Annotated in this window: 20 protein-coding genes and 1 pseudogene; 13 read left to right on the forward strand and 8 right to left on the reverse strand. The window is 72.2% G+C overall.

Annotated elements, in window-relative coordinates:
- Window positions 1–121: 121 nt before the first annotated feature.
- Window positions 122–382 (reverse strand): hypothetical protein, encoded by a 261-nt coding sequence (locus tag EAO76_RS46765; RefSeq protein WP_148839300.1) that lies wholly within the window; start codon window positions 380–382, stop codon window positions 122–124.
- Window positions 383–475: 93 nt separating this feature from the next.
- Here EAO76_RS46765 and EAO76_RS31660 point away from each other — a divergent pair, with 93 nt between their 5' ends.
- From EAO76_RS31660 to EAO76_RS31670, 3 genes are all read left to right on the forward strand, one after another.
- Complete coding sequence (locus EAO76_RS31660) at window positions 476–1,315, forward strand: helix-turn-helix transcriptional regulator (protein WP_148839301.1); 840 nt, start codon at window positions 476–478, stop codon at window positions 1,313–1,315.
- The gene (locus tag EAO76_RS31665) at window positions 1,315–1,527 is read left to right on the forward strand and encodes a DUF397 domain-containing protein (protein ID WP_148839302.1); all 213 of its coding nucleotides are present in this window, start codon (window positions 1,315–1,317) and stop codon (window positions 1,525–1,527) included. The genes EAO76_RS31660 and EAO76_RS31665 overlap by 1 nt, the downstream gene beginning before the upstream one ends.
- Before the next feature lie 218 nt (window positions 1,528–1,745).
- Window positions 1,746–1,967: a DUF397 domain-containing protein gene (locus EAO76_RS31670; RefSeq protein WP_148839303.1), complete on the forward strand. Its 222-nt coding sequence runs from the start codon at window positions 1,746–1,748 to the stop codon at window positions 1,965–1,967.
- Between the two features lie 45 nt (window positions 1,968–2,012).
- On the opposite strand, the gene EAO76_RS31675 is transcribed toward EAO76_RS31670, so the two are convergent.
- Window positions 2,013–2,921: an aminoglycoside phosphotransferase family protein gene (locus EAO76_RS31675; RefSeq protein ID WP_148839304.1), complete on the reverse strand. Its 909-nt coding sequence runs from the start codon at window positions 2,919–2,921 to the stop codon at window positions 2,013–2,015.
- A gap of 87 nt (window positions 2,922–3,008) precedes the next feature.
- On the reverse strand, window positions 3,009–3,515 hold the full coding sequence (locus EAO76_RS31680; RefSeq protein ID WP_187438854.1) for a MarR family transcriptional regulator: 507 nt from the start codon (window positions 3,513–3,515) through the stop codon (window positions 3,009–3,011).
- A 74-nt stretch (window positions 3,516–3,589) separates the two neighbouring features.
- Here EAO76_RS31680 and EAO76_RS31685 point away from each other — a divergent pair, with 74 nt between their 5' ends.
- On the forward strand, window positions 3,590–5,758 hold the full coding sequence (locus EAO76_RS31685) for an MMPL family transporter (protein ID WP_148839305.1): 2,169 nt from the start codon (window positions 3,590–3,592) through the stop codon (window positions 5,756–5,758).
- A gap of 120 nt (window positions 5,759–5,878) precedes the next feature.
- Here EAO76_RS31685 and EAO76_RS31690 read toward each other — a convergent pair whose 3' ends face one another.
- Window positions 5,879–6,571, reverse strand: a complete 693-nt coding sequence (locus EAO76_RS31690; RefSeq protein WP_148839306.1) for a TetR/AcrR family transcriptional regulator — start codon at window positions 6,569–6,571, stop codon at window positions 5,879–5,881.
- 54 nt (window positions 6,572–6,625) lie between these two features.
- Here EAO76_RS31690 and EAO76_RS31695 point away from each other — a divergent pair, with 54 nt between their 5' ends.
- The 3 genes and pseudogenes from EAO76_RS31695 to EAO76_RS31705 all read left to right on the forward strand — a co-directional run bounded on the left by EAO76_RS31695 (window position 6,626) and on the right by EAO76_RS31705 (window position 8,598).
- Window positions 6,626–7,744, forward strand: a complete 1,119-nt coding sequence (locus tag EAO76_RS31695) for an NAD(P)/FAD-dependent oxidoreductase (protein WP_148839307.1) — start codon at window positions 6,626–6,628, stop codon at window positions 7,742–7,744.
- Window positions 7,745–7,769: 25 nt separating this feature from the next.
- A pseudogene (locus EAO76_RS47770) lies at window positions 7,770–7,907 on the forward strand (winged helix-turn-helix domain-containing protein); the annotation flags it as partial.
- 151 nt (window positions 7,908–8,058) lie between these two features.
- Window positions 8,059–8,598 (forward strand): hypothetical protein, encoded by a 540-nt coding sequence (locus EAO76_RS31705; RefSeq protein ID WP_316248383.1) that lies wholly within the window; start codon window positions 8,059–8,061, stop codon window positions 8,596–8,598.
- 66 nt (window positions 8,599–8,664) lie between these two features.
- On the opposite strand, the gene EAO76_RS31710 is transcribed toward EAO76_RS31705, so the two are convergent.
- Together EAO76_RS31710 and EAO76_RS31715 are read right to left on the reverse strand one after the other, a co-directional pair.
- On the reverse strand, window positions 8,665–9,948 hold the full coding sequence (locus tag EAO76_RS31710) for an MFS transporter (RefSeq protein WP_148839308.1): 1,284 nt from the start codon (window positions 9,946–9,948) through the stop codon (window positions 8,665–8,667).
- Window positions 9,949–10,082: 134 nt separating this feature from the next.
- Window positions 10,083–11,147, reverse strand: coding sequence for a S9 family peptidase (locus EAO76_RS31715; RefSeq protein ID WP_148839309.1), 1,065 nt, complete (start codon window positions 11,145–11,147; stop codon window positions 10,083–10,085).
- 113 nt (window positions 11,148–11,260) lie between these two features.
- Here EAO76_RS31715 and EAO76_RS31720 point away from each other — a divergent pair, with 113 nt between their 5' ends.
- The 4 genes from EAO76_RS31720 (at window position 11,261) to EAO76_RS31735 (ending at window position 13,863) form a co-directional block, all read left to right on the forward strand.
- The gene (locus tag EAO76_RS31720; protein WP_148839310.1) at window positions 11,261–11,896 is read left to right on the forward strand and encodes a GNAT family N-acetyltransferase; all 636 of its coding nucleotides are present in this window, start codon (window positions 11,261–11,263) and stop codon (window positions 11,894–11,896) included.
- 35 nt (window positions 11,897–11,931) lie between these two features.
- Window positions 11,932–12,777 (forward strand): PaaX family transcriptional regulator C-terminal domain-containing protein, encoded by an 846-nt coding sequence (locus EAO76_RS31725; protein ID WP_148840422.1) that lies wholly within the window; start codon window positions 11,932–11,934, stop codon window positions 12,775–12,777.
- Between the two features lie 246 nt (window positions 12,778–13,023).
- Window positions 13,024–13,434, forward strand: a complete 411-nt coding sequence (locus EAO76_RS31730) for a sulfurtransferase TusA family protein (protein ID WP_262375850.1) — start codon at window positions 13,024–13,026, stop codon at window positions 13,432–13,434.
- Between the two features lie 78 nt (window positions 13,435–13,512).
- Window positions 13,513–13,863, forward strand: coding sequence for a hypothetical protein (locus EAO76_RS31735; protein WP_148839311.1), 351 nt, complete (start codon window positions 13,513–13,515; stop codon window positions 13,861–13,863).
- Window positions 13,864–13,921: 58 nt separating this feature from the next.
- On the opposite strand, the gene EAO76_RS31740 is transcribed toward EAO76_RS31735, so the two are convergent.
- Window positions 13,922–14,857, reverse strand: a complete 936-nt coding sequence (locus tag EAO76_RS31740; RefSeq protein WP_148839312.1) for a LysR family transcriptional regulator — start codon at window positions 14,855–14,857, stop codon at window positions 13,922–13,924.
- Window positions 14,858–14,990: 133 nt separating this feature from the next.
- Here EAO76_RS31740 and EAO76_RS31745 point away from each other — a divergent pair, with 133 nt between their 5' ends.
- Window positions 14,991–16,256, forward strand: a complete 1,266-nt coding sequence (locus EAO76_RS31745; protein ID WP_148839313.1) for an MFS transporter — start codon at window positions 14,991–14,993, stop codon at window positions 16,254–16,256.
- Between the two features lie 32 nt (window positions 16,257–16,288).
- Here EAO76_RS31745 and EAO76_RS47775 read toward each other — a convergent pair whose 3' ends face one another.
- Window positions 16,289–16,951, reverse strand: coding sequence for a GbsR/MarR family transcriptional regulator (locus EAO76_RS47775; protein ID WP_148839314.1), 663 nt, complete (start codon window positions 16,949–16,951; stop codon window positions 16,289–16,291).
- A 200-nt stretch (window positions 16,952–17,151) separates the two neighbouring features.
- On the opposite strand from EAO76_RS47775, the gene EAO76_RS31755 reads away from it, so the two are divergent.
- The gene (locus tag EAO76_RS31755; protein ID WP_148839315.1) at window positions 17,152–18,357 is read left to right on the forward strand and encodes a cytochrome P450; all 1,206 of its coding nucleotides are present in this window, start codon (window positions 17,152–17,154) and stop codon (window positions 18,355–18,357) included.
- Window positions 18,358–18,381 lie beyond the last annotated feature (24 nt).

The raw sequence follows: 18,381 nt of genomic DNA on the forward strand, positions 1-18,381 counted from the left end.
GCACCGCACTCGTCGTCGCCCTCGTCCAGCGCGATGCACCGGAACCGGTGCGTGAGGGGCGGCGCATCCGGCTCCGCATCGGGCCGCAGCACCCACTTCACGAACCGGAACCTGCGCACGCTCACAGAATCCGCCCCGCACTGCGGGCATTGCACCGCGCGATCTCCGCCCGCAACCGTTCCATGGGCTCCGGAGCCCGCACATCCGCCGGCTCGGCCTCCCACTCCGTACCGCCGCACACCGGCCGTAACGACCAGTACGGACCGGACACACCCCGGAACTCACCCACCCGGTTCCGGTGACCGGTGTCAACCAACAGCGTCCCGGGGGAAGGGACTTGTGGGGGTTCTTGCCGATGTGCGGCGGTATCCTCTTCGGACACGAGCGACTCCTCTCCGTAACGGTTCCGCTACCAAGGGGACTCAGCGTGGCCTAGGGTCGAGTCGTCTTCAACGTTCCATAAACGGAGGGCACGTTGGTAAACATCAAGGAGCTGAACCCCGAGGCAGGTCCGCAAGCGGCCTTCGGCGCACGCTTACGCAGCTCACGCGAGGCGCGCTGCTGGAAGCAGGATGAGCTCGCGGACCTGGTGGGCTACTCGGGCAGGCACATCTCAGCCGTCGAAACCGGTCGCAAACCGCCAACGCTCCGTTTCTCACGCAGTATTGACACCGTCTTCGGGTTCACGGCGACTGCGGAATCGTTCGAACGCGCATGGGGGGAACTCCGGCACGGCAGCCTGCTGGAGGGCTTCCCGGAGTACCTGGGGCAGGAGAACCGCGCGGCGGAGATCCGGATGTTTGATGTGGGGATGATTCCTGGGCCACTCCAGACGCCGGAGTACGCGGCGGCGATGGAAGAAGGCAATGTGAAGCGGGGGACGCTCACCCCCGAGCAGGCGGCGGAGCGGGTCGAGGCCCTGGTGGAGCGGCAGGCGGCTCTGGTGCGACGTACCCCGCCCATGCTGATCGTGGTCCTGGACGAGAGCTGCATCCGGCGGCCGATCGGAGGGCGCGAGGTCATGGATCGTCAGCTGGCCCACCTGGTCGAGTTCGCCGGGCAATCGCACACCGTGCTCCAGGTGGCCCCCTTCTCCGTGGGTGAACGCCGCCCGTTCAGCCGACTGGTGAATCTGCTGACCATGCCCGACCGCTCCGTGATGTCCTACGTGGAATCCGAGACCAACGGGTACCTGGACAGGGAATTGACTTCCGTACTGCCGCTGGTGAGGTCCTACCATCAGCTACAGGCTGCGGCGCTCTCCCAGGCGGAATCCGTGGCCATGATCAACGAGGTACGAAAGGGCACCCCCTGATGACCGATTCCCCCACCTTCCTCTGGGTCAAGTCTTCCTACAGCGGCAATGGCGGTTCCTGTGTCGAGTGGGCCCCGGCGCACGCGTCCGTCACCGGCATAGTCCCCGTCCGCGACTCGAAGGACCCGCACGGCCCGGTGCTGGCCGTCCCCGCCGCTTCGTTCGCTTCCTTCGTGGCGGGCGTCAAGGCCGGAGAGTTCGGCGCCGTCTGACACCGACAGGTTCGGAGCATGTGATCCGGGAGCGCCTCACCGTGCGGTGCATGGTGGGGCGTTCCTGTTTTCCGTGCCGGATCGCAACTACGGGACGGCAATGCCGAGTTCAGGTCGAAGGAGGCTTCCGCCGGTTTGTCGCGTCGGCGCGGAGGGCACCTGGCACGCGACGCGGCCTCCGGGGCCGTGCGGAAGCCGGCCATGAAAGGGAGACCGTGATGACCGCGACCGAACCCCTCCTCTGGATCAAGTCCTCCTACAGTGGCAGCGGCGGGACCTGTGTCGAGTGGGCCCCGGCGCACGCGTCCGTCACCGGTGTGGTCCCCGTCCGTGACTCGAAGGACCCGCACGGCCCGGTGCTGGCCGTCCCCGCCGCTTCGTTCGCCTCCTTCGTGGCGGGTGTCAGGGCCGGAGCGTTCTGCCGGGTCCGGTCCGTGTGATCCGGGAACGCCCCACCGCGCACTGCATGGTGGGGCGTTCCCCCTTCAACGCGCGGCGGCGTCGGTGAGGATCGCCAGGAGCCGTGCCCGGCATTCGGCGACGAAGGCGGGGAAGGTGTCCCGGTAGTAGGAGACTCCGCTGACGCCCACCGCGATGGCCCAGGCGCGGGCGCGGGTCCAGGTCGCGTCGTCGAGGTCCAGGGAGTCCCGGTAGGCGTGCCGGGCCTGTGGCGGCAGGTCCCAGACCGGGGCGTGCTCGGCGTCGGGAAAGCCGATCGAGAGCCCTCCGAAGTCGATGACCGCGTGGAGCCCGCCTTCCCGGGCCAGGAGGTTGCTCGGCTTGAGGTCGCCGTGCAGCCACACCTGGGGCCCCGAGGGCTCGGGCAGTGCGAGCGCGGCCCGCCACAACCGTTCCAAAGTGTCGATGTCGAGATCGGAACCCGCCGTGGTCCGGCAGTCGTCGAGACTTCTGGTGACCCACTGGTCGCACGGTCGCAGGCTGCCTCCGCGGTACCAGTCGAGGCCGTCCGCGCGGGTCGCTCCCATGAGGTCGACGCGGTGGAGTTCCCGTACGACCGCCGCCAGGTCCGTTCCGAAGGCGGTCCAGTCCCCGACGGTGTCCGGGCCGACCTCGTCACCGTCGATCCAGCGGTGGACCGACCAGGCCAGCGGGAAGGTGCCGGTGGGCGTCCCGGCGTGGACAAGTTCGGGAATCGGGCGCGAGAGGTGGGGTGCCAGGCGGGGAAGCCATGCCTGTTCCTTCCGCACGGACCGTCCGTTGTCGACGGTGCGGGGAAGTCTTACGAGCAGCTCGTCGCCCAGCCGGTACATGGTGTTGTCCGTGCCCGCGCCCGCGGGCGACAACGGCAGGCCGGCCCATTCCGGGCGCTGTGCCTCCAGCAGCGACCGGACCAGTGTCTCGTCGGCCGGGATCTCGTTCTCGTGAAGCGTCACGCCGGAAGTCTCGTCGCCGGAGGAACGGGAAGCCATCGACTTTCGGCTTCGCGGGTGCCGCGTCCCGGTGGAACGCGGCGCACGCCCTCACCGGCGCGGGGAGTCGCTGCGGAGCGTCGCCAGTTCGCCGTTCAACTCGGTGAGGAACCGCGCGACCACCATCAACTCGTCGGGGCGGAAGCCCGCGCGGGCGGCCTCGGTGCCGCGGGCCAGGGGCCGGAAGTAGTCCCGGGCGATGCTCTTCGCCGCCTCCTCGTAGTGCAGATGCACGACGCGGCGGTCGTCCTCGGCGCGAACGCGCCGGATGTGCCCCGCCTTCTCCAGTCGGTCGAGGCACGCGGTCACCGCGCCGGAGGTGAGGTCGAGCTGACGGCGCAGCCGCCCGGGGGTCATGGGTCCCTCGTCGGGGTCGGCGTCGAGCAGTGCGACGAGGGCCTGCATGTCGGTGAGGTGCAGGCCCTGGGACTGGGCGAACTCATGGGAGATGCGGTTGAACTCGCTGTTCATCCGCCGCAGGAGAACCGCGAAGGACTGCAGCCCCGTCGGGTCGTTCCCGGGCGGAGGGGGTGGTGTGGGGTCGCTGGTCCCGTGCATGGTCCAAGTATAAGATCTCTCAATCATTGAGATACTTTGTGATCGACTTTTTGATCGCGAAGCTTGGGGTTGCCATGAGAACCACACCGCGCCGGGTCCGGTGGCTCGTTCCGCTCGTCCTGCTCGTCGTATGGCTGGGGGTCGGTGGCGCGCTCGGTCCGTACGCGGGCAGGCTCGGCGAGGTCGCGACCAATGACCAGGCCGCGTTCCTGCCGCAGAGCGCGGAGTCGACCAAGGTGCTCAAGGCCCGCGAGGCGTTCGACCAGTCGGAGACCCTTCCCGCGATCGTCGTGTGGACGGCGGACGGCGACCGGATCACCGACGCGCAGCGGTCCGCGGCCACCCGCTCGATCGGCGGGCTCGCGGGGCGGCCGGGAGTGGTCGGCACCCCGTCGCCCGCCCTGCCCTCCGAGGACGGGCAGGCGTTGCAGGCCGTCGTCCAGCTGGAACCCGGCCTCGGCGACGCGCTGCCGGACGTCCTGGGCGAGGTGGACGGGGCGGCCCGGAGCGTCCCGGGCACCACGGCGCGGATCGCGGGACCGGCGGCGAGCCAGGCCGATCTGTCGGACGCCTTCTCGGGCATCGACGGTCTGCTGCTCGGCGTGGCGCTGGCCGCCGTGCTGCTGATCCTGCTGTTGGTCTACCGGAGCGTCCTGCTGCCGTTGCTGATCATTCTCGGGTCGGTCTTCGCGCTGGGCCTCGCGTGCGGGATCGTCTACGTCCTGGCCGATCACGACGTGGTCCGGGTGGACGGCCAGGTGCAGGGGATCCTCTCCATCCTCGTCATCGGCGCCGCGACGGACTACGCGTTGCTGCTGGCCGCGCGGTTCCGCGAGGAACTCGTTCTGCGGGAGGACCGGGCATCGGCCGCGCTGGCCGCCGTGCGCCGGTCGTTCGGCGCGATCACCGCGAGCGCGGCCACCGTGGCCCTCGCGCTGCTGGCCCTGCTCGCGAGCGACCTCACCAACAACCGTGCGCTCGGACCGGTCGGTGCCGTCGGGATCGTGTGCGCGGTCCTCTCCAGCCTGACCTTCCTGCCCGCCGCGCTGGCGCTGCTGGGCAGGACCGCGTACTGGCCCTCCCGGCCGGAGGCGCCGGAGGCTTCGGACCCACCGGGCTCGTCGAAGGCTTCGGACCCGTCGAAGTCGTCGGACCCGTCGGGCAAGGGGCAGGGGGTGTGGCGTCGGGTGGCGGCCGTCGTCGACGCCCGGCCCCGTCGCATCTGGGTGACGACCGCGATCGTGCTCGGCGTCCTCGCGGCCTTCGCGCCCTCCCTGTCGGCGAAGGGCGTTCCCCTCGACGAGATCTTCGTGAACGAAGCGCCCTCGGTCGCCGCCCAGAAGACGCTCGGGGAGCACTTCCCCGGCGGCTCCGGCAACCCCGCCGTCATCATCGCCGACGCCGACCACGCCGGCCGGGTGCTGGCGGCGGCGAGGGAGACCGAGGGCGTGGCATCGGCCGGCGCGGTCTCCGCGTCCGGGCGCCCGGGGGCCGGCGAACCCCTGGTCGTCGACGGACGGGTCCGCATCGACGCCACCCTCGAAGCCGCGGCGGACAGCGACGCCGCCAAGGAGGCCGTGGCCCGGCTGCGCGCGAACACGCACGCGGTGGCGGGGGCCGACGCGCTGGTCGGCGGGTACACGGCACAGCAGTACGACACCCAGCAGACGGCCGCCCGCGACCGCACGCTCATCGTGCCCGTCGTGCTCGGCGTCATCCTGCTCATCCTGATCCTGCTGCTGCGCTCCCTGCTCGTCCCGGTCCTGCTCGTGGCGACCGTCGCGCTCAACTTCCTGGCGACGCTGGGAGTGTCGACGCTCGTCTTCGAGCACCTTCTCGGATTCAGCGGAACGGACGCCTCCGTGCCGTTGTACGGGTTCGTGTTCCTGGTGGCGCTCGGCGTGGACTACAACATCTTCCTCATGTCCCGGGTACGGGAGGAGGCGCTGGCGCACGGCAACCGGCAAGGGGTGCTGCGCGGGCTGACCACGACCGGGGGAGTGATCACCTCGGCCGGGGTGGTGCTCGCCGCCACCTTCGCGGCCCTGATGGTGATCCCGCTGGCCTTCCTGGTGCAGATCGCCTTCATCGTGGCCTTCGGCGTCCTGCTCGACACCCTCGTGGTCCGGTCGCTCCTCGTCCCGGCGCTGGTGCTCGACATCGGCGCCCGGGCCTGGTGGCCCAGCGCCCTGGCCCGCGAGGACACGGCCGGGTCCGCCGAGGAGAGGGTGCCGGTGACGTAACCGGAGGCGGCGCGGCTCCGTCCCGGGGCGGAGCCGCCGTGCGGGGGCCCGGCCCCRGCCGGGGGCGAACGGGCCCGCCACCGGGCTCCGGGCCCGCTCGCTCCGGGCGGGGGCCGGGCGTCATGCGGGCGGTCGGGTGAGCCTGGCGGCCACGGCGTCGAGGACCCAGTCCAGGCCGGTCGCGAAGGACGTCCCGGCGTCCACGTCCGCGCCGTCGTACACGGCCCTGGTCAGCGCCGGGAAGCGGCCGGTGGCCAGCATCCTCGTCAGCTGCGGGCCGGAGGCGCGCTGCCAGTCGTGCTTCGACAGGCCCGTGGCGCGCTCGGCCCGCAGGCCCGCGATCTCGCGCCTGATCGCGCCGGTGAAGTAGGCGTTGACGGTCTCCACCGCGCGCATGGCGGTGTCGATGTCGGTGAGGCCGTCCAGGGCGGACAGCGTGGCCTCGCCCACGGCGAGGGCGTTCGGGCCCAGGGCCGGGCGGCCGCCGAGCAGGTCGGCCAGCCATTCGTGCCGGAGCGCGGCGTGTCTGGTGCGGTGGGCGAGGGTGCGCAGCGCCTCGCGCCAGTCATCGGGCTGTTCCTGGGGGAGGATCTCGGCGTAGACCTCGTCCAGCATGAGGTCGAACAGCTCCTGCTTGGTGGAGACGTATCCGTACAGCCGCATCGGGCCCGCGTTCAGCCGGGCGGCGACCTTGCGGAACGACACCTCGTCCAGTCCACCCCCGTCGGCCAGCGCGATGGCTGCCGCGACGATCCGCTCCCGGTCGAGCGGCACGGGGCGAGTCGGCGGCTCCGGCCGGTCCCACACACTCATGGTTCACACCGTTCTGCTGCGATACACCGTATTGAGGGAATACAGTGTATCGCCATGAGACATCGTATCGCCGTGATCGGGGGCGGCCCCGGAGGTCTTGCCCTCGCCCGTGTCCTGCACCGCCACGGCCACCCCGTCACCGTCCTCGAACGCGATCCCGGCCCCGACGCCCGGCCCCCGGGCGGCGCGCTGGACCTGCACGAGGGGCTGGGCCAGCTCGCGCTGGACAAGGCGGGGCTGCTGACGGAGTTCCGGGCGCTGTCCCGCCCCGAGGGGCAGGCCATGCGCATCCTGGACACGAACGGCACCGTCCTGCGCGACTGGCGACCCCGTCCGGACGACCGGGCCAACCCCGAGATCGACCGCGGGCAACTCCGCGACCTGCTGCTCGGCCCTCTCGACGTCCGGTGGGGGCGGAGCGTGACGCAGGTGGTGCCGGGGACCCGGGAGGGCACGGCGGTCCATTTCGAGGACGGGCGACGGGAGACGTTCGACCTCGTGGTCGGCGCGGACGGCGCCTGGTCCCGGACCCGCCCGGCAGTCTCCCCGGTGACACCGCACCACACCGGCGTCACCTACGTCGAAACCTCCCTCGACGACGTCGACACCCGCCACCCCGACCTCGCCTGGCTGATCGGCGACGGCTCCATGGCTGTGTACGGGGTGAACCGGGCTCTCGTCGCCCAGCGCAACAGCGGCGGCCACGTCAAGGTGTACGCCCAGTTCCGCGCACCGCTGGACCGGCACGCGGACCTGGACCCGGCCGACGCCGAAGCCGTGCGGTCGAGCCTGCTGGCGCTGTTCGACGGCTGGGCCGCTCCCGTCCTCGAACTCCTCCGCCACGGCACCGCCTTCGTCCACCGCCCCCTTTACGTCCTGCCCGTGTCCCACACCTGGACCCATGTCCCCGGGGTGACGCTGCTGGGCGACGCCGCCCATCTGATGCCCCCGCTGGGGGCGGGCGCGAACCTCGCGATGCTGGAAGGCGCCGAACTCGCCGAGTCCATCGCCACCGGCCGCGGAGATCTGGACGAGACCGTCCGCGCCTTCGAGGAACGGATGTGGGCGCGGGCCGGCCGGTGGGCGGAGATCACGACGGCCGGTCTGGAGCGCCTCGTGAGCCCGGACCCCGCCGAAGCCCTCGCCCTGTTCGACCAGGTCCAGCCGTCCTGACGGCCGGGCAGGGGATCAGCGATGGACCCTCGCACGGGCGGGCGTACTGGTCGCACGCCGCTTCCACGTGCGCTTCGGCATCGCGCGGCCGGACCGGATCCTGCACCGGATGGGCTTCACGGTGCAGGGTTCGTCCCGCTGCCGTCACGACATTCCGAACTGATGTTCTCAAGTGGTGGGGGTGCCTCGCCCCGGGGATGAGGGTGACTCCGCCGCGCGGCGGAGCGCGGGGCGAGGTCCTCCTTCCGGTGGGGCGTCCGGAGCAGCCGATCAGGCCGATGGAACGCGCCCGGGACCGCTCGATGATGAATCGCATGAGCACGCACACGGCCTCCCCCGTCACCTCCGCCGCACCACCGCCCCGTTGGGCGGTCCGGGCCGCGCACCTGACCGCGCTGGTGGTCCTGCCGAGCGGGATCCTGCGCCTCGTCTGGGTGCTGGGGTTCCCGGCCGGCTACACGGATGCGGGCTTCGTGGAGTTCGAAACTCCCTTTGCCAAGGTGTGGATGCTGACGCTCAGCGTGGTCTCGGAACTGGTCGCCGTCCTGACGATCGGCCTGGTACGGCCCTGGGGCAGCCTCGTACCGCGCTGGATGCCGCTGATCGGCGGGAAACGGGTCCGTCCCCTGGCCGCCGTCGTCCCCGCACTCCTCGGCTCGGCGGCCCTGACGGTGCTCTGGGGCACCATGCCCCTGTGGTGGACACACCCGCACAGCGACATGACCCCCACCGGACGCATCGTCATCGGGATCCTCTATCAGCCGCTGGTCATCTGGGGACCGCTCACCGCGGCCGTCGCCATCTCCTACTACCGCCGCCACCGTGCCGCACGGCGTCCGGCATCGGCCGATTGAGGAACCGGCCCCGCCCCACCGGGGCACGTCCACCACCAGGATCACCGTCGCCCCGAACCGAAAACCTCAGTGGTGCGGTCCCTTCCGGCGAAATCCGGTCCGGTCCTTCTCCGGGGCCCGACGCAGACCCCGCAGGGCGGGCGAGGCCAGACCGGTGGCCCCGGCCGCGCAGCCGAGGACGGCGCACGACGCGAGCGCGCTCCTGACCCCGGCCTCGTGCGCGAACCAGCCCAGTACGTTGTTCGCCACCACCAGCGCCAGGCTCTGCACGAGCGTCAGCAGCGACTGGATCCGGGACAGGTGCGTGTCCGGGGCACCGGCCAGGACCAGCGGGCCGATGTGGCACGCGAACATGCCCGACCCCGCACCGACGACCCCTGCCGCGGCGACGGCCGCGGCAGGAGTCGGGGCCGCCGCGAGTCCGGCCAGTCCCGCCGCGGCGAGCACCGGGCCCAGGCTCGCGCCCACGCCGATCCGGCGCATGGGCCCGAGCCGGGCGGCCACCAGCGCGGTCAGGAGCATTCCGGCGCCCTGGCCCGCGGCGACCAGGCCCGCCGGGCCCGGTCCCCAGCCGCTGGAGCGGGCCAGCAGCGGGCCGAGCAGGGCAATCGCGGGCAGCAGCCCCGCCGCGGCCGCCGCCGTCAACAGCAGTGCGGCCCGAAGGACGGGGTCCGTCGCGGCGGTCCTCACCCCGTCGGCGATCCCCGCGAGCAGGCTCTCGGTGCGGGGGGACCGTTCCGCCCCGGCCGTCGGCCGCACCCACCACATGACGGCCAGGACGGCGGTGAAGCCGACCGCGTCGACCAGGGCCGCCCCGCTCAGACCCGCACCCGCCACCAGCACCGCCCCCAGCGGGGCCCCGAGCAGGGCGGCCACCTGGCCACCGGCCTGTTGCAGGGCCATCGCCCGGGGGAGTTGTTCCCCGCTCACCAGGCGGCGCGGCATGGATCCCGTCGCGGGGAGGTAGAACGCGTCGACGGTCCCGACCACGACGGCGAACCCGACCAGCATCCAGGGCGGCGTCCCGCAGAGCCGGGCCGCCACGGCCAGGGCGAGTACGGTCACGAGCATCGTCACATCGCCGGTGATCATCATGCGCCGGGCGCCGAAGCGGTCGCCCACCGCCCCGCCCAGCAGCAGGAACACGGTCCGCGGCAGCGTGATCGCGGTCAGCACCAGGGCGGCCGTCCGGCCGCCGTGGGCACTGGCCGCCCAGCCGAGCGCGAAGTGGAGGGCCGCGTCACCGACCAGGGAGGCCCGGGTTCCCGCGAGCCAGTAGAGGTACGACCGGGGGAGAGCGGTTCGTGAGGGAGGGGAGTCGGTGGTTTCCGTGATGCCGGTTGGTGCCATGGCCGCCGACCGTAGGGCCCTCGACCTGGTCGAGGGCTAGTGACGGCCCGTCAGGAGCCCTGTGGGGCGTGCGCTTCGAAGCGCACTGGCGGTACATGTGAACGTGTACCACGCGGGCCGGGCCCGCGGGGGCGTCATGGAGTGGTGGGGCCGCCTCGGCCGAGTTCTTCGAGGAACTGCCTTTGGCCGGCCAGGAATCCGTCCGCGAAGAGCGAGCGGGGGGAGAAGAGCGCGGTGAGCGTGACCCTGAGGTCCGACTGCTCGACGGACTGCTTGAGCAGTGAGTGGGTCGCGTCCGGGTAGTGCCTGACCTTCAACGCGCCACCCGCGCCCAGCACCTTGCGGTAGACGCGCTCCGTGTCGGCGGTGTCCACGTTGACGTCATGGCCCGCGAGGGTCAGCAGCACCGGTACGCCGCGCAGGGCGCGGAGGTCCCGTGTGGCGTCCGCGGTGTGGTTCCTGGAGATGAAGCCCCAGCGAGCGGCGGTCATGCCGCCCGCGTCGCCGCCCATCGCCCCGACGTACTCCTCGAAGCTCGCGTGGCGCTCCAGCAGCCGGCGGGTGGTGTCGCTCCTGGCGACCTCCGCCTCGGTGCGGGCCGCCGATGCGCCGTCGGCGCGCAGCTCGGCGAGGAGGTTGTAGCGGCCCTGCCGGAGCCAGTTGATCGCGGGCGAGACGGCGACGACGAAGCTCACGGGCGTCTTGGCCGCGACCTTCGGCAGGACCCAGCCCGCCTGGCTGGCGCCCCAGAGCCCGATCCGGTCGCCGTCGATGTCCGGACGGGTGCGGGCCCAGGCGATCGCGGCGGCCGCCTCGTCGGCCCGATCGTCCATGGACTGGTCGAGCCAGTCGCCGGGCGCACCCGCGACGCCGGGCTTGTCCCAGGACAGGGAGGCGTATCCGGCCCTGGCGTTCGCCTCCCACATGGGCTCGTAACCGTCGTCGTGGGTGGCGTCGACGGGGCCGTCGCCGTGGACGTACACGACCAGGCCGTGATGCCTGCGGCCGTCCCTGGGGGTGGCCAGTACGCCGTTGAGGGTGTGGCCGCCGTGGCGGATCGTGACCCGCTGTTCGTCCATGTCGTAGGAGTTCTGCCACAGCACCGCACCGGCGAGGCCGGCGGTCACGGCCAGGACCGTGACGAGTGACCACACGGTGATGCGGAGCCCGCGCCGACGGGGCCGGATCTTCGGGCACATGAAATGACCGCCTCTGTTCGGGTTCGAGCGAACACTGAAACTATCATGATGGAAACGATCGTCGAGAGTTTGATAGATTTGGGTTCCGGTTTCAGGGAGAGAGGGAGCGCGGCATGGGGCTGGACGCGACGGGTTCAGGGACCGGACCGGTGACGGTGCGCCGAGGCGTCCCGGCCGGAGCCGAGCGGCGGGCGGCCGAGCTGTACTGGGACGCCTTCGGCCGCAAACTCGGCCCCGCCCTGAACCCGCCGGACAAGGCGGTGCCCTTTCTCACCGCCCACCTGAACGCCGATCGCGCGGTCTGCGCACTCCTCGACGGACAGCTCGTCGGCCTCGCCGGGTACCAGCACGACGGACGGGCCCTCACCGGAGGATCGGCCCGCGCCGTACTGCGCGCGTACGGACGCCTGCGAGGACTGCACCGACTCCTGCTCCTCGCCCTGTTCGAGCGCCGCCCGGCCCCCGGACAGCTCGTCATGGACGGCATCGCCGTGGATCCGGGCATGCGCGGCCGGGGCGTCGGGAGCCTGCTCATCGAGGAAGTGGCCGCCGTCGCGGCGGAGCAGGGCTGCCGGGAGATCAGACTGGACGTGATCGACACCAACCCGCGTGCCAGGGCTCTGTACGAGCGGCGCGGCTTCACGGCCGTACGGACCGAGCACAAGCCCTACCTGCGCGGACTGCTCGGATTCGGCGCGGTGACCACCATGCACCGCCCGGTCGGGACAAAAGGAGTGAGAGAACTGTGAGCGCCGAGACCGACCGCGTCGAGGTCCCCACCCGCATGCTCGTCCACGCGCTGGTCCGCGAGGACGGCACCGTCGACGCGGACGAGCTGTACACCGTCGCCAACACCCTGGGCATGAGCGACCAACAGGTACGGCTGTGCGTCAAACGCCTCGTGTCCGAAGGCCGGTTCACGCACGAGGGCCGAGGCCGCAAGGCGAAACTGCACGCGACCATGGACACCAGGCGCGCCCTCGCCCCCAACGCGGACTTCCTGCGGCACGCATTCCGGCAGGACGCCGGCCTCGCGCCCTGGGACGGGGTCTGGCACCTGGCCGCCTTCGCGGTGCCCGAATCGGCGCGCACCGCCCGGGACGCCCTGCGCGAGACGCTCGTCCACCTCGGTGGCGCCCCGCTCCAGGGCGGACTGTACGTCTGCGCCAACACATGGGAGCCGTACGTCGAAGAAGCGGCCCACCGCCTCGGCGCCCACGACGCGTTCACCCTCCTCACCACGACGGACCTGCGCAGGGGCGAGACCCAGGAGCCTGCCGAACTCGCCCGGAGCCTGTGGCCCCTGCAGGAGATCGCCGACCGCTACCACCGCCTCGGCCGCATCGCCCGGTCCCGCCTGGACCGGCTCACCGGGCCTGCCGAACTCTCCTCGTCCGCACTCCTCACCATCGCGATCGAGTTGGCCGCCGAACTCACCCGCGCCATGGAGCCCGACCCGTTGCTGCCGCCCCAGCTCCTGCCCCGGCCCTGGCCCGGCGCCCGGGCCCGGGAGGTCGTCGCCCGGTGCTGGGCGGCCCTGCGCGAACGTGACCGGGACGAAGCCCGCCCGACTCTCTTCCGTCTCCACGCCGACATCACCCGGGAAACGACGGACCGGGCCACGCGCTGAAGACGGAACGGGCGGTGCGGGCCGTGCCCGAGGGGCGAAGGTGCCGCGAGGGAGCCCGCCCCCTGCGGACGGGCAGCCATCGGATCGCGGCCGTGCACCCTGAGCGGGCCCTCGCGGAGGGGCCCGGCCAAAAAGACCATGGGCCTCGGGCATCATGGGTGCCACCACCGGTCGCCCGGTCCTCGCTTTGCCGGTGGCATCCGTTTCCCGTCCTTCCGCCCACCACCGATGAGCACGACGAGCCCGATGAGTCCCACAAACCCCATGGACTCCGAGGTCCCCGAGACCTCTGGGGCCCTTGAGGTCCCCAAGACCCCCGAAACCCCTGAGGTCCCCGAGATCTCCGAGACCCCTGAGGTCTCCGAGACCCTCGCGCCGGATCTCACCGTCGACGGCACCGGCCTGCTCTGCGTCACCCTCCTGCTGCGGCTGCGCAAGCAGATCGACGGCGCGGAGCCGGGCACCGTCGTCCACGTCATCGCCACCGACCCGGCCGCCCCGCTCGACCTGCCCGCCTGGTGCCACATGACCGGTCACCACTACCTCGGTCCCGTCCCCGGCGCCGAGCGGCCCGTGTACGCGCTCCGGCTGGCCGCCGACGCGCTGTCCACCCGGGCCGACGCGCCCTGGCACCCGGCCGTTCCGCCGATCTTGTGATGCCGTCCGGGCCGAGTGAGCATGCGACGAGCGCGGCCCGTCCGGCGGGCCGCGCCTGTCCCGGGGGAGGGCGGCAGGTTGACGGACTCGGGATCGGACCGGTCCGGGATTCTCCGGTCGGGGCGACTCGGCCGGGCGTCCGCGGAGGTGCGGGAGGCGGAGGGCCGACGGGTCCTGCGGATCGGTGCCCGGTCGACCGCCGTCGATGACCGGACACGGGTCGTCCATCGGAGCGGCCGGTTCGCCCTGAGCCGGCGCGTCGTCGTTCTCCGGCCCGACCGGCCCGTGTTCACGCACCGCTACCGGCTGCCGTGGCGGCTCACGCTCGCCCCGTACCTGGAAGCCGCCTACGACCGGTGGTCGGCCGAGGCCGACGACCCGGGGCTGGGGCTGGTGGAGGTGCTGGGCGGAACGGACGACCGGCGGTGACCGGCCCCGCGGCGGGCCGGGGCGGTCGCCGCGGGGTCGTCCGGCGCGGGGTCCGGGTTCAGCGCGCGGCCACCCAGTGCGGCGTCCAGGTCCCGGCGGCGTCGCGGCCGGTCGCCGCGGCGGCCAGGTGGGCGCGGAGGGCGGCGAGCGCCGGGTGGGGGTTGTCGCGGTGCCAGATGAGCGAGTGCGGGTAGACGGGCACCGGGTCGGTGACCGGGACGAGGCGCAGACCGTGGCCGGTGGGCCAGACGAGGCGGGTGTTCCCGCCCATGAAGGTGGCCAGGGCCGGGGTGTCGGCGATGGTGTCGAGGAGCGCGTCGGAGCCGAAGTTGGGGCCGGTCGCCTCGATGGTGAGGCCGAACTCGGCGACGAGGTCGTCGTAGTAGGCGCCCCACTCGGTGCCGGGGACGATGCCGGGCATCCAGATCCGGTGCCCGGCGAGCTGTTCGACGGTCACCGACCGGGCGCCCGCCAGCGCGTGGTCCGGGCCGGTGAGGAGTTGGAGCGGCTCGTCGAGCACCCGGACCGACTCGATGTCCTCGGGCAGGGGCCGGCCGGGCGCGGCGACGGCGCGGAAGGACGCGTCGATCGTGCCGGAGCGGACGGCGGCCACGGCCGCCCCGATGTCGAACAGCATCACCACGTCGAGCTCGATCTCGGGACGGGCGCGGTGGAAGTCGCGCATCAGGCCCGTCGCCGCGCCGCGTGAATTGATCACGTCGACGCGCAGCGGACGGCGGCCGGTGCCCACGGACGCGACCGCGCGTTCGGCGGTGCGCAGCAGCTCGCGCGCGTGGGGCAGGAACGCCTGCCCGTCGATGGTGAGCCCGGAGCCGCGCGGGGTGCGGGTGAACAGCCGCACCCCGAGATCGCGCTCCAGCGCGGCGATGCGCTTGGAGACGGCCTGCTGGGTGATCGCCAGCTCGGCGGCGGCCTCCTGGAACTGCCCCGCGTCGGCGGCGGCGACGAAGGTCCGGACGGCTTCGATGTCCATGCCGACACCCTAATGACACAACTACTGGTTGTGGCCCGGCGGCCTTTCGGTTGTTTGCTCCAGGGGCGAGGCGCTCGCTTTGATGCTTCCGGTCGCGGATCGGTTGTACGGAAGAGCAGCGGGGGCGTCGGGCATGAGGAGCGGACACCGGCTGGGGCGGCGGTTCGGATGGCTCTGGGGAGCGTACGGGACCAGCGCGCTCGGCACGTGGCTCGCCTTCGGCGCGTTCCCGCTGATCGCCGTCCAGGTGCTGCACGCCGGACCGGCCGAGGTCGCCGCGCTCTCCTCCGCGGGGGCGGCGGTGGGCGCGGCCGTGGCGGTGCCGCTCGGCCCGTGGGTGGAGTTCCGCCGCAAGCGGCAGGTGCTGATCGCGACGGACCTGGTGCGGTTCGCGGCGCTGCTGACGATTCCCGCCGCGTTCGTGCTCGGCGTGCTCACCTTCCTCCAGCTCCTGCTGGTCTCGGTGGTCGTCGCGGCGGCCGACATCACCTTCCGCGCCGCCTCCGGCGCGTACCTGAAGACCCTGTTGCCGGCCGAGGACCTGCTCGTCGCGAACGCCCGGTTCGAGGCCACGTCCTGGACGACCACGATCATCGGGCCGCCGCTCGGCGGTGCGGCGATCGGGCTCCTCGGGCCGGTGGCGACGGTGGTGGCCGACGCGGTCAGCCATCTGCTCTCGGCCCTGGGCATCCGCGCGGCGGGCGGGGACGAGCCGCGGCCCGAGCACCCGAAGGCCGCGCGGATGCGGGCCGGGGACCTGCTCGACGGGTGGCGGTACATCCTCGCCGACGCGACGCTGCGCCCGTTGTTCCTCAACACCGCTCTGTTCAACGGCCTGGTGATGGCCACTCAGCCGCTGCTGGCCGTCCTGATGCTCGACCGGCTCGGGTTCGAGCCATGGCAGTACGGCCTCGCCTTCGCCGCGCCCGCGCTCGGCGGACTGCTCGGGTCGCGGCTGGCCCGGCCGCTCGTCACCCGGTTCGGGCCGCACCGGGTCCTGGTCGGGAGCGGGGCGCTGCGCGCGATCTGGCCGGTCGGCCTGGTCCTCCTGGGGCCGGGCACCGGGGGGCTGCTGCTGGTCATCGGCGTCGAGTTCGGGCTCATCCTCTGCTGCGGGGTCTTCAACCCCGTCCAGTCCACCTGCCGCCTCCGGCGCACCGCGACCGACCGGGTCACCCGCACACTGACCGCCTGGGCGGTGACGACCAAGGGCTCGACCGCGCTCCTGACGGCCCTCTGGGGCGTGCTGGGCGGCCTGCTCGGCCCGCGTACGGCCATCGGCCTGGCCGGAGTGCTCCTGCTGGCGACCCCGCTGCTGCTGCCCCGCCGCGCGGCGGAACACCCCGCCGGGCCGGCACCGGAACCGGATCTGACGAGAATTCAGAAGTCGTCACCGTGAACCGAGTCGGATCATCCGGATCATGGGGCCCCTCATGTCAGGAGGGGGCGCCAGCGGTCGGCCGACTCCAGCAGGTCCAGGCTGATCCGCTCCAGGAACGCCCCCGTCCGGGCCATCCGCCGCCCCACGAGGTCGTCGGGTCCGACCTCCTCCGCCGAGGCCAGCGCGGCCCGTGCCGTCTCCAGCGTCTGCCGTGCGCTGAGCACGACGGAGCGGTACCAGGCCTCGTCGTCGATCACATAGACGTCGCGGCGCCGCTGCGGATCGCGCTCGCGCCGGACGTAGCCGTGCCGGACGAGGTAGTTCACGGCCACGGAGACGGAGGCGGGGCTGACCTTCAGCCTGCGGGTCAGCTCGGCCGCCGTGCGCCTGCCGTCCTCGGACTGCAACAGGTCGAGATGCACGCGTGCCGTGATCCTCGGCAGCCCCGCCCGGACCGCCATCTCGACGATCTCCTCCTGCGCCCCGACGCCGTCCGGCGGCCCGCCCGCGCGCGGGGGCTTCGGGGTGCCGCGCCGCGCCCGCCGGGCCGTCGCCCGCTGCGCCTGCTGGGGCCGGTAGTCGTGGGGGCCGCCGTTGCGCCCGATCTCCCGGCTGATCGTCGAGGTCGGCCGGTCGAGCCGTCTCGCGATCTCGGCGTAGGAGAGTCCGTCGGCGATTCCGACCGCGATGCGCTGGCGGTCCTGCTGGGTCAACCGTCCTCCTGGCATGTCGTCAGTATTGCCTTCGCGGCCATTCATTGCAACGCGATATTGCGTTTGAGGTCAGCGTCATTGCATCAATTTCTGGCCTCTGACCTGCGTAAACAAGTTTCTTATAATTGACAGCCCCTCTGGATGCATCGTAGCTTTCAGGCATCGTAAAACGCGTAATATCGCGAGATGGGGGAACGGTCATGGGCGAGTCACTGCACACCGTCGCGACGATGCCGGCGGAGCGTCGGCCCGGCTGCCCCTTCGACCCGCCGGCGGAGCTGGTCGAGGCCCAGGGGCACGGTCCGATCAGCCGCTACACCTTCCCCGGCGGGAGGCCCGGCTGGCTGGTCACCGGGTACGACCAGGTCAGGGCGGTCCTGGCCGACCAGAGGTTCAGCTCGCGCAAGGAGCTGCTGCGCCACCCGACCATCGACTACGGGGACATCGAGTCGCCCCCGGCGCCGCCCGGCGAGTTCCTCCTCATGGACGAACCCCGGCACGGCCGCTACCGCAAGCCGCTGATGGGCAAGTTCACCGTGCGGCGGATGCGGCTGCTGACCGAGCGCATCGAGCAGATCACCACCGAGCACCTGGACGCCATGGAGCAGGCCGGACCGCCGACGGACCTGGTGACCGCGTTCGCCAACCCCATCCCCGCCGTCGTGATCTGCGAACTGCTGGGGGTGCCGTACGAGGACCGGGGCTCCTTCCAGGAGCAGGTCCGCTCGTTCATGGACGGGGAGACGAGCGACGAGGAGATGATCGCGGCCTACACCTCGACCCAGCACTACCTGGCGGAACTGGTGGCGGCCAAGCGCGCGAACCCCACCGACGACGTGCTCAGCGACCTCACCGACAGCGACCTCACCGACGAGGAACTGCGCGGGATGGCCCTGATCCTGCTGGCGGCCGGGCTCGACACCACCGCGAACATGCTGGCCCTCGGCACCTTCGCGCTGCTGCGCCACCCGGAGCAACTGGCCGCGCTGCGCGCCGATCCCGGGCTCACCGACCGGGCCGTGGAGGAACTGCTGCGGTACCTCGCCGTCGCCAAGACGTTCATGAGGACGGCGCTGGAGGACGTCGAGGTGGGCGGGCGGCTCATCGAGGCAGGTTCGCCGGTGATCCTGTCGTACAACACCGCCAACCGCGACCCCGGACGCTTCGCCGACCCCCATGTGCTCGACCTCGGCCGGCAGGAGGGCGGACACCTCGCCTTCGGCCACGGCATCCACCAGTGCCTGGGGCAGCAACTGGCCCGCGTCGAACTGCGGGTCGCGTTCCCCGCGCTGCTCGACCGCTTCCCCACGCTGCGCCTGGCCGTACCGCCGGAGGAGGTCCCGCTGCGTCCGGAGGCCGCGGACATCTACGGGGTGAAGAGCCTCCCGGTCGCCTGGGACGTGTGACCGACGACCGGGTTTCCCGGGTGA

The organism is Streptomyces sp. sk2.1, assembly GCF_008120935.1.
In the GTDB taxonomy this organism is placed as follows: Bacteria; Actinomycetota; Actinomycetes; order Streptomycetales; family Streptomycetaceae; genus Streptomyces.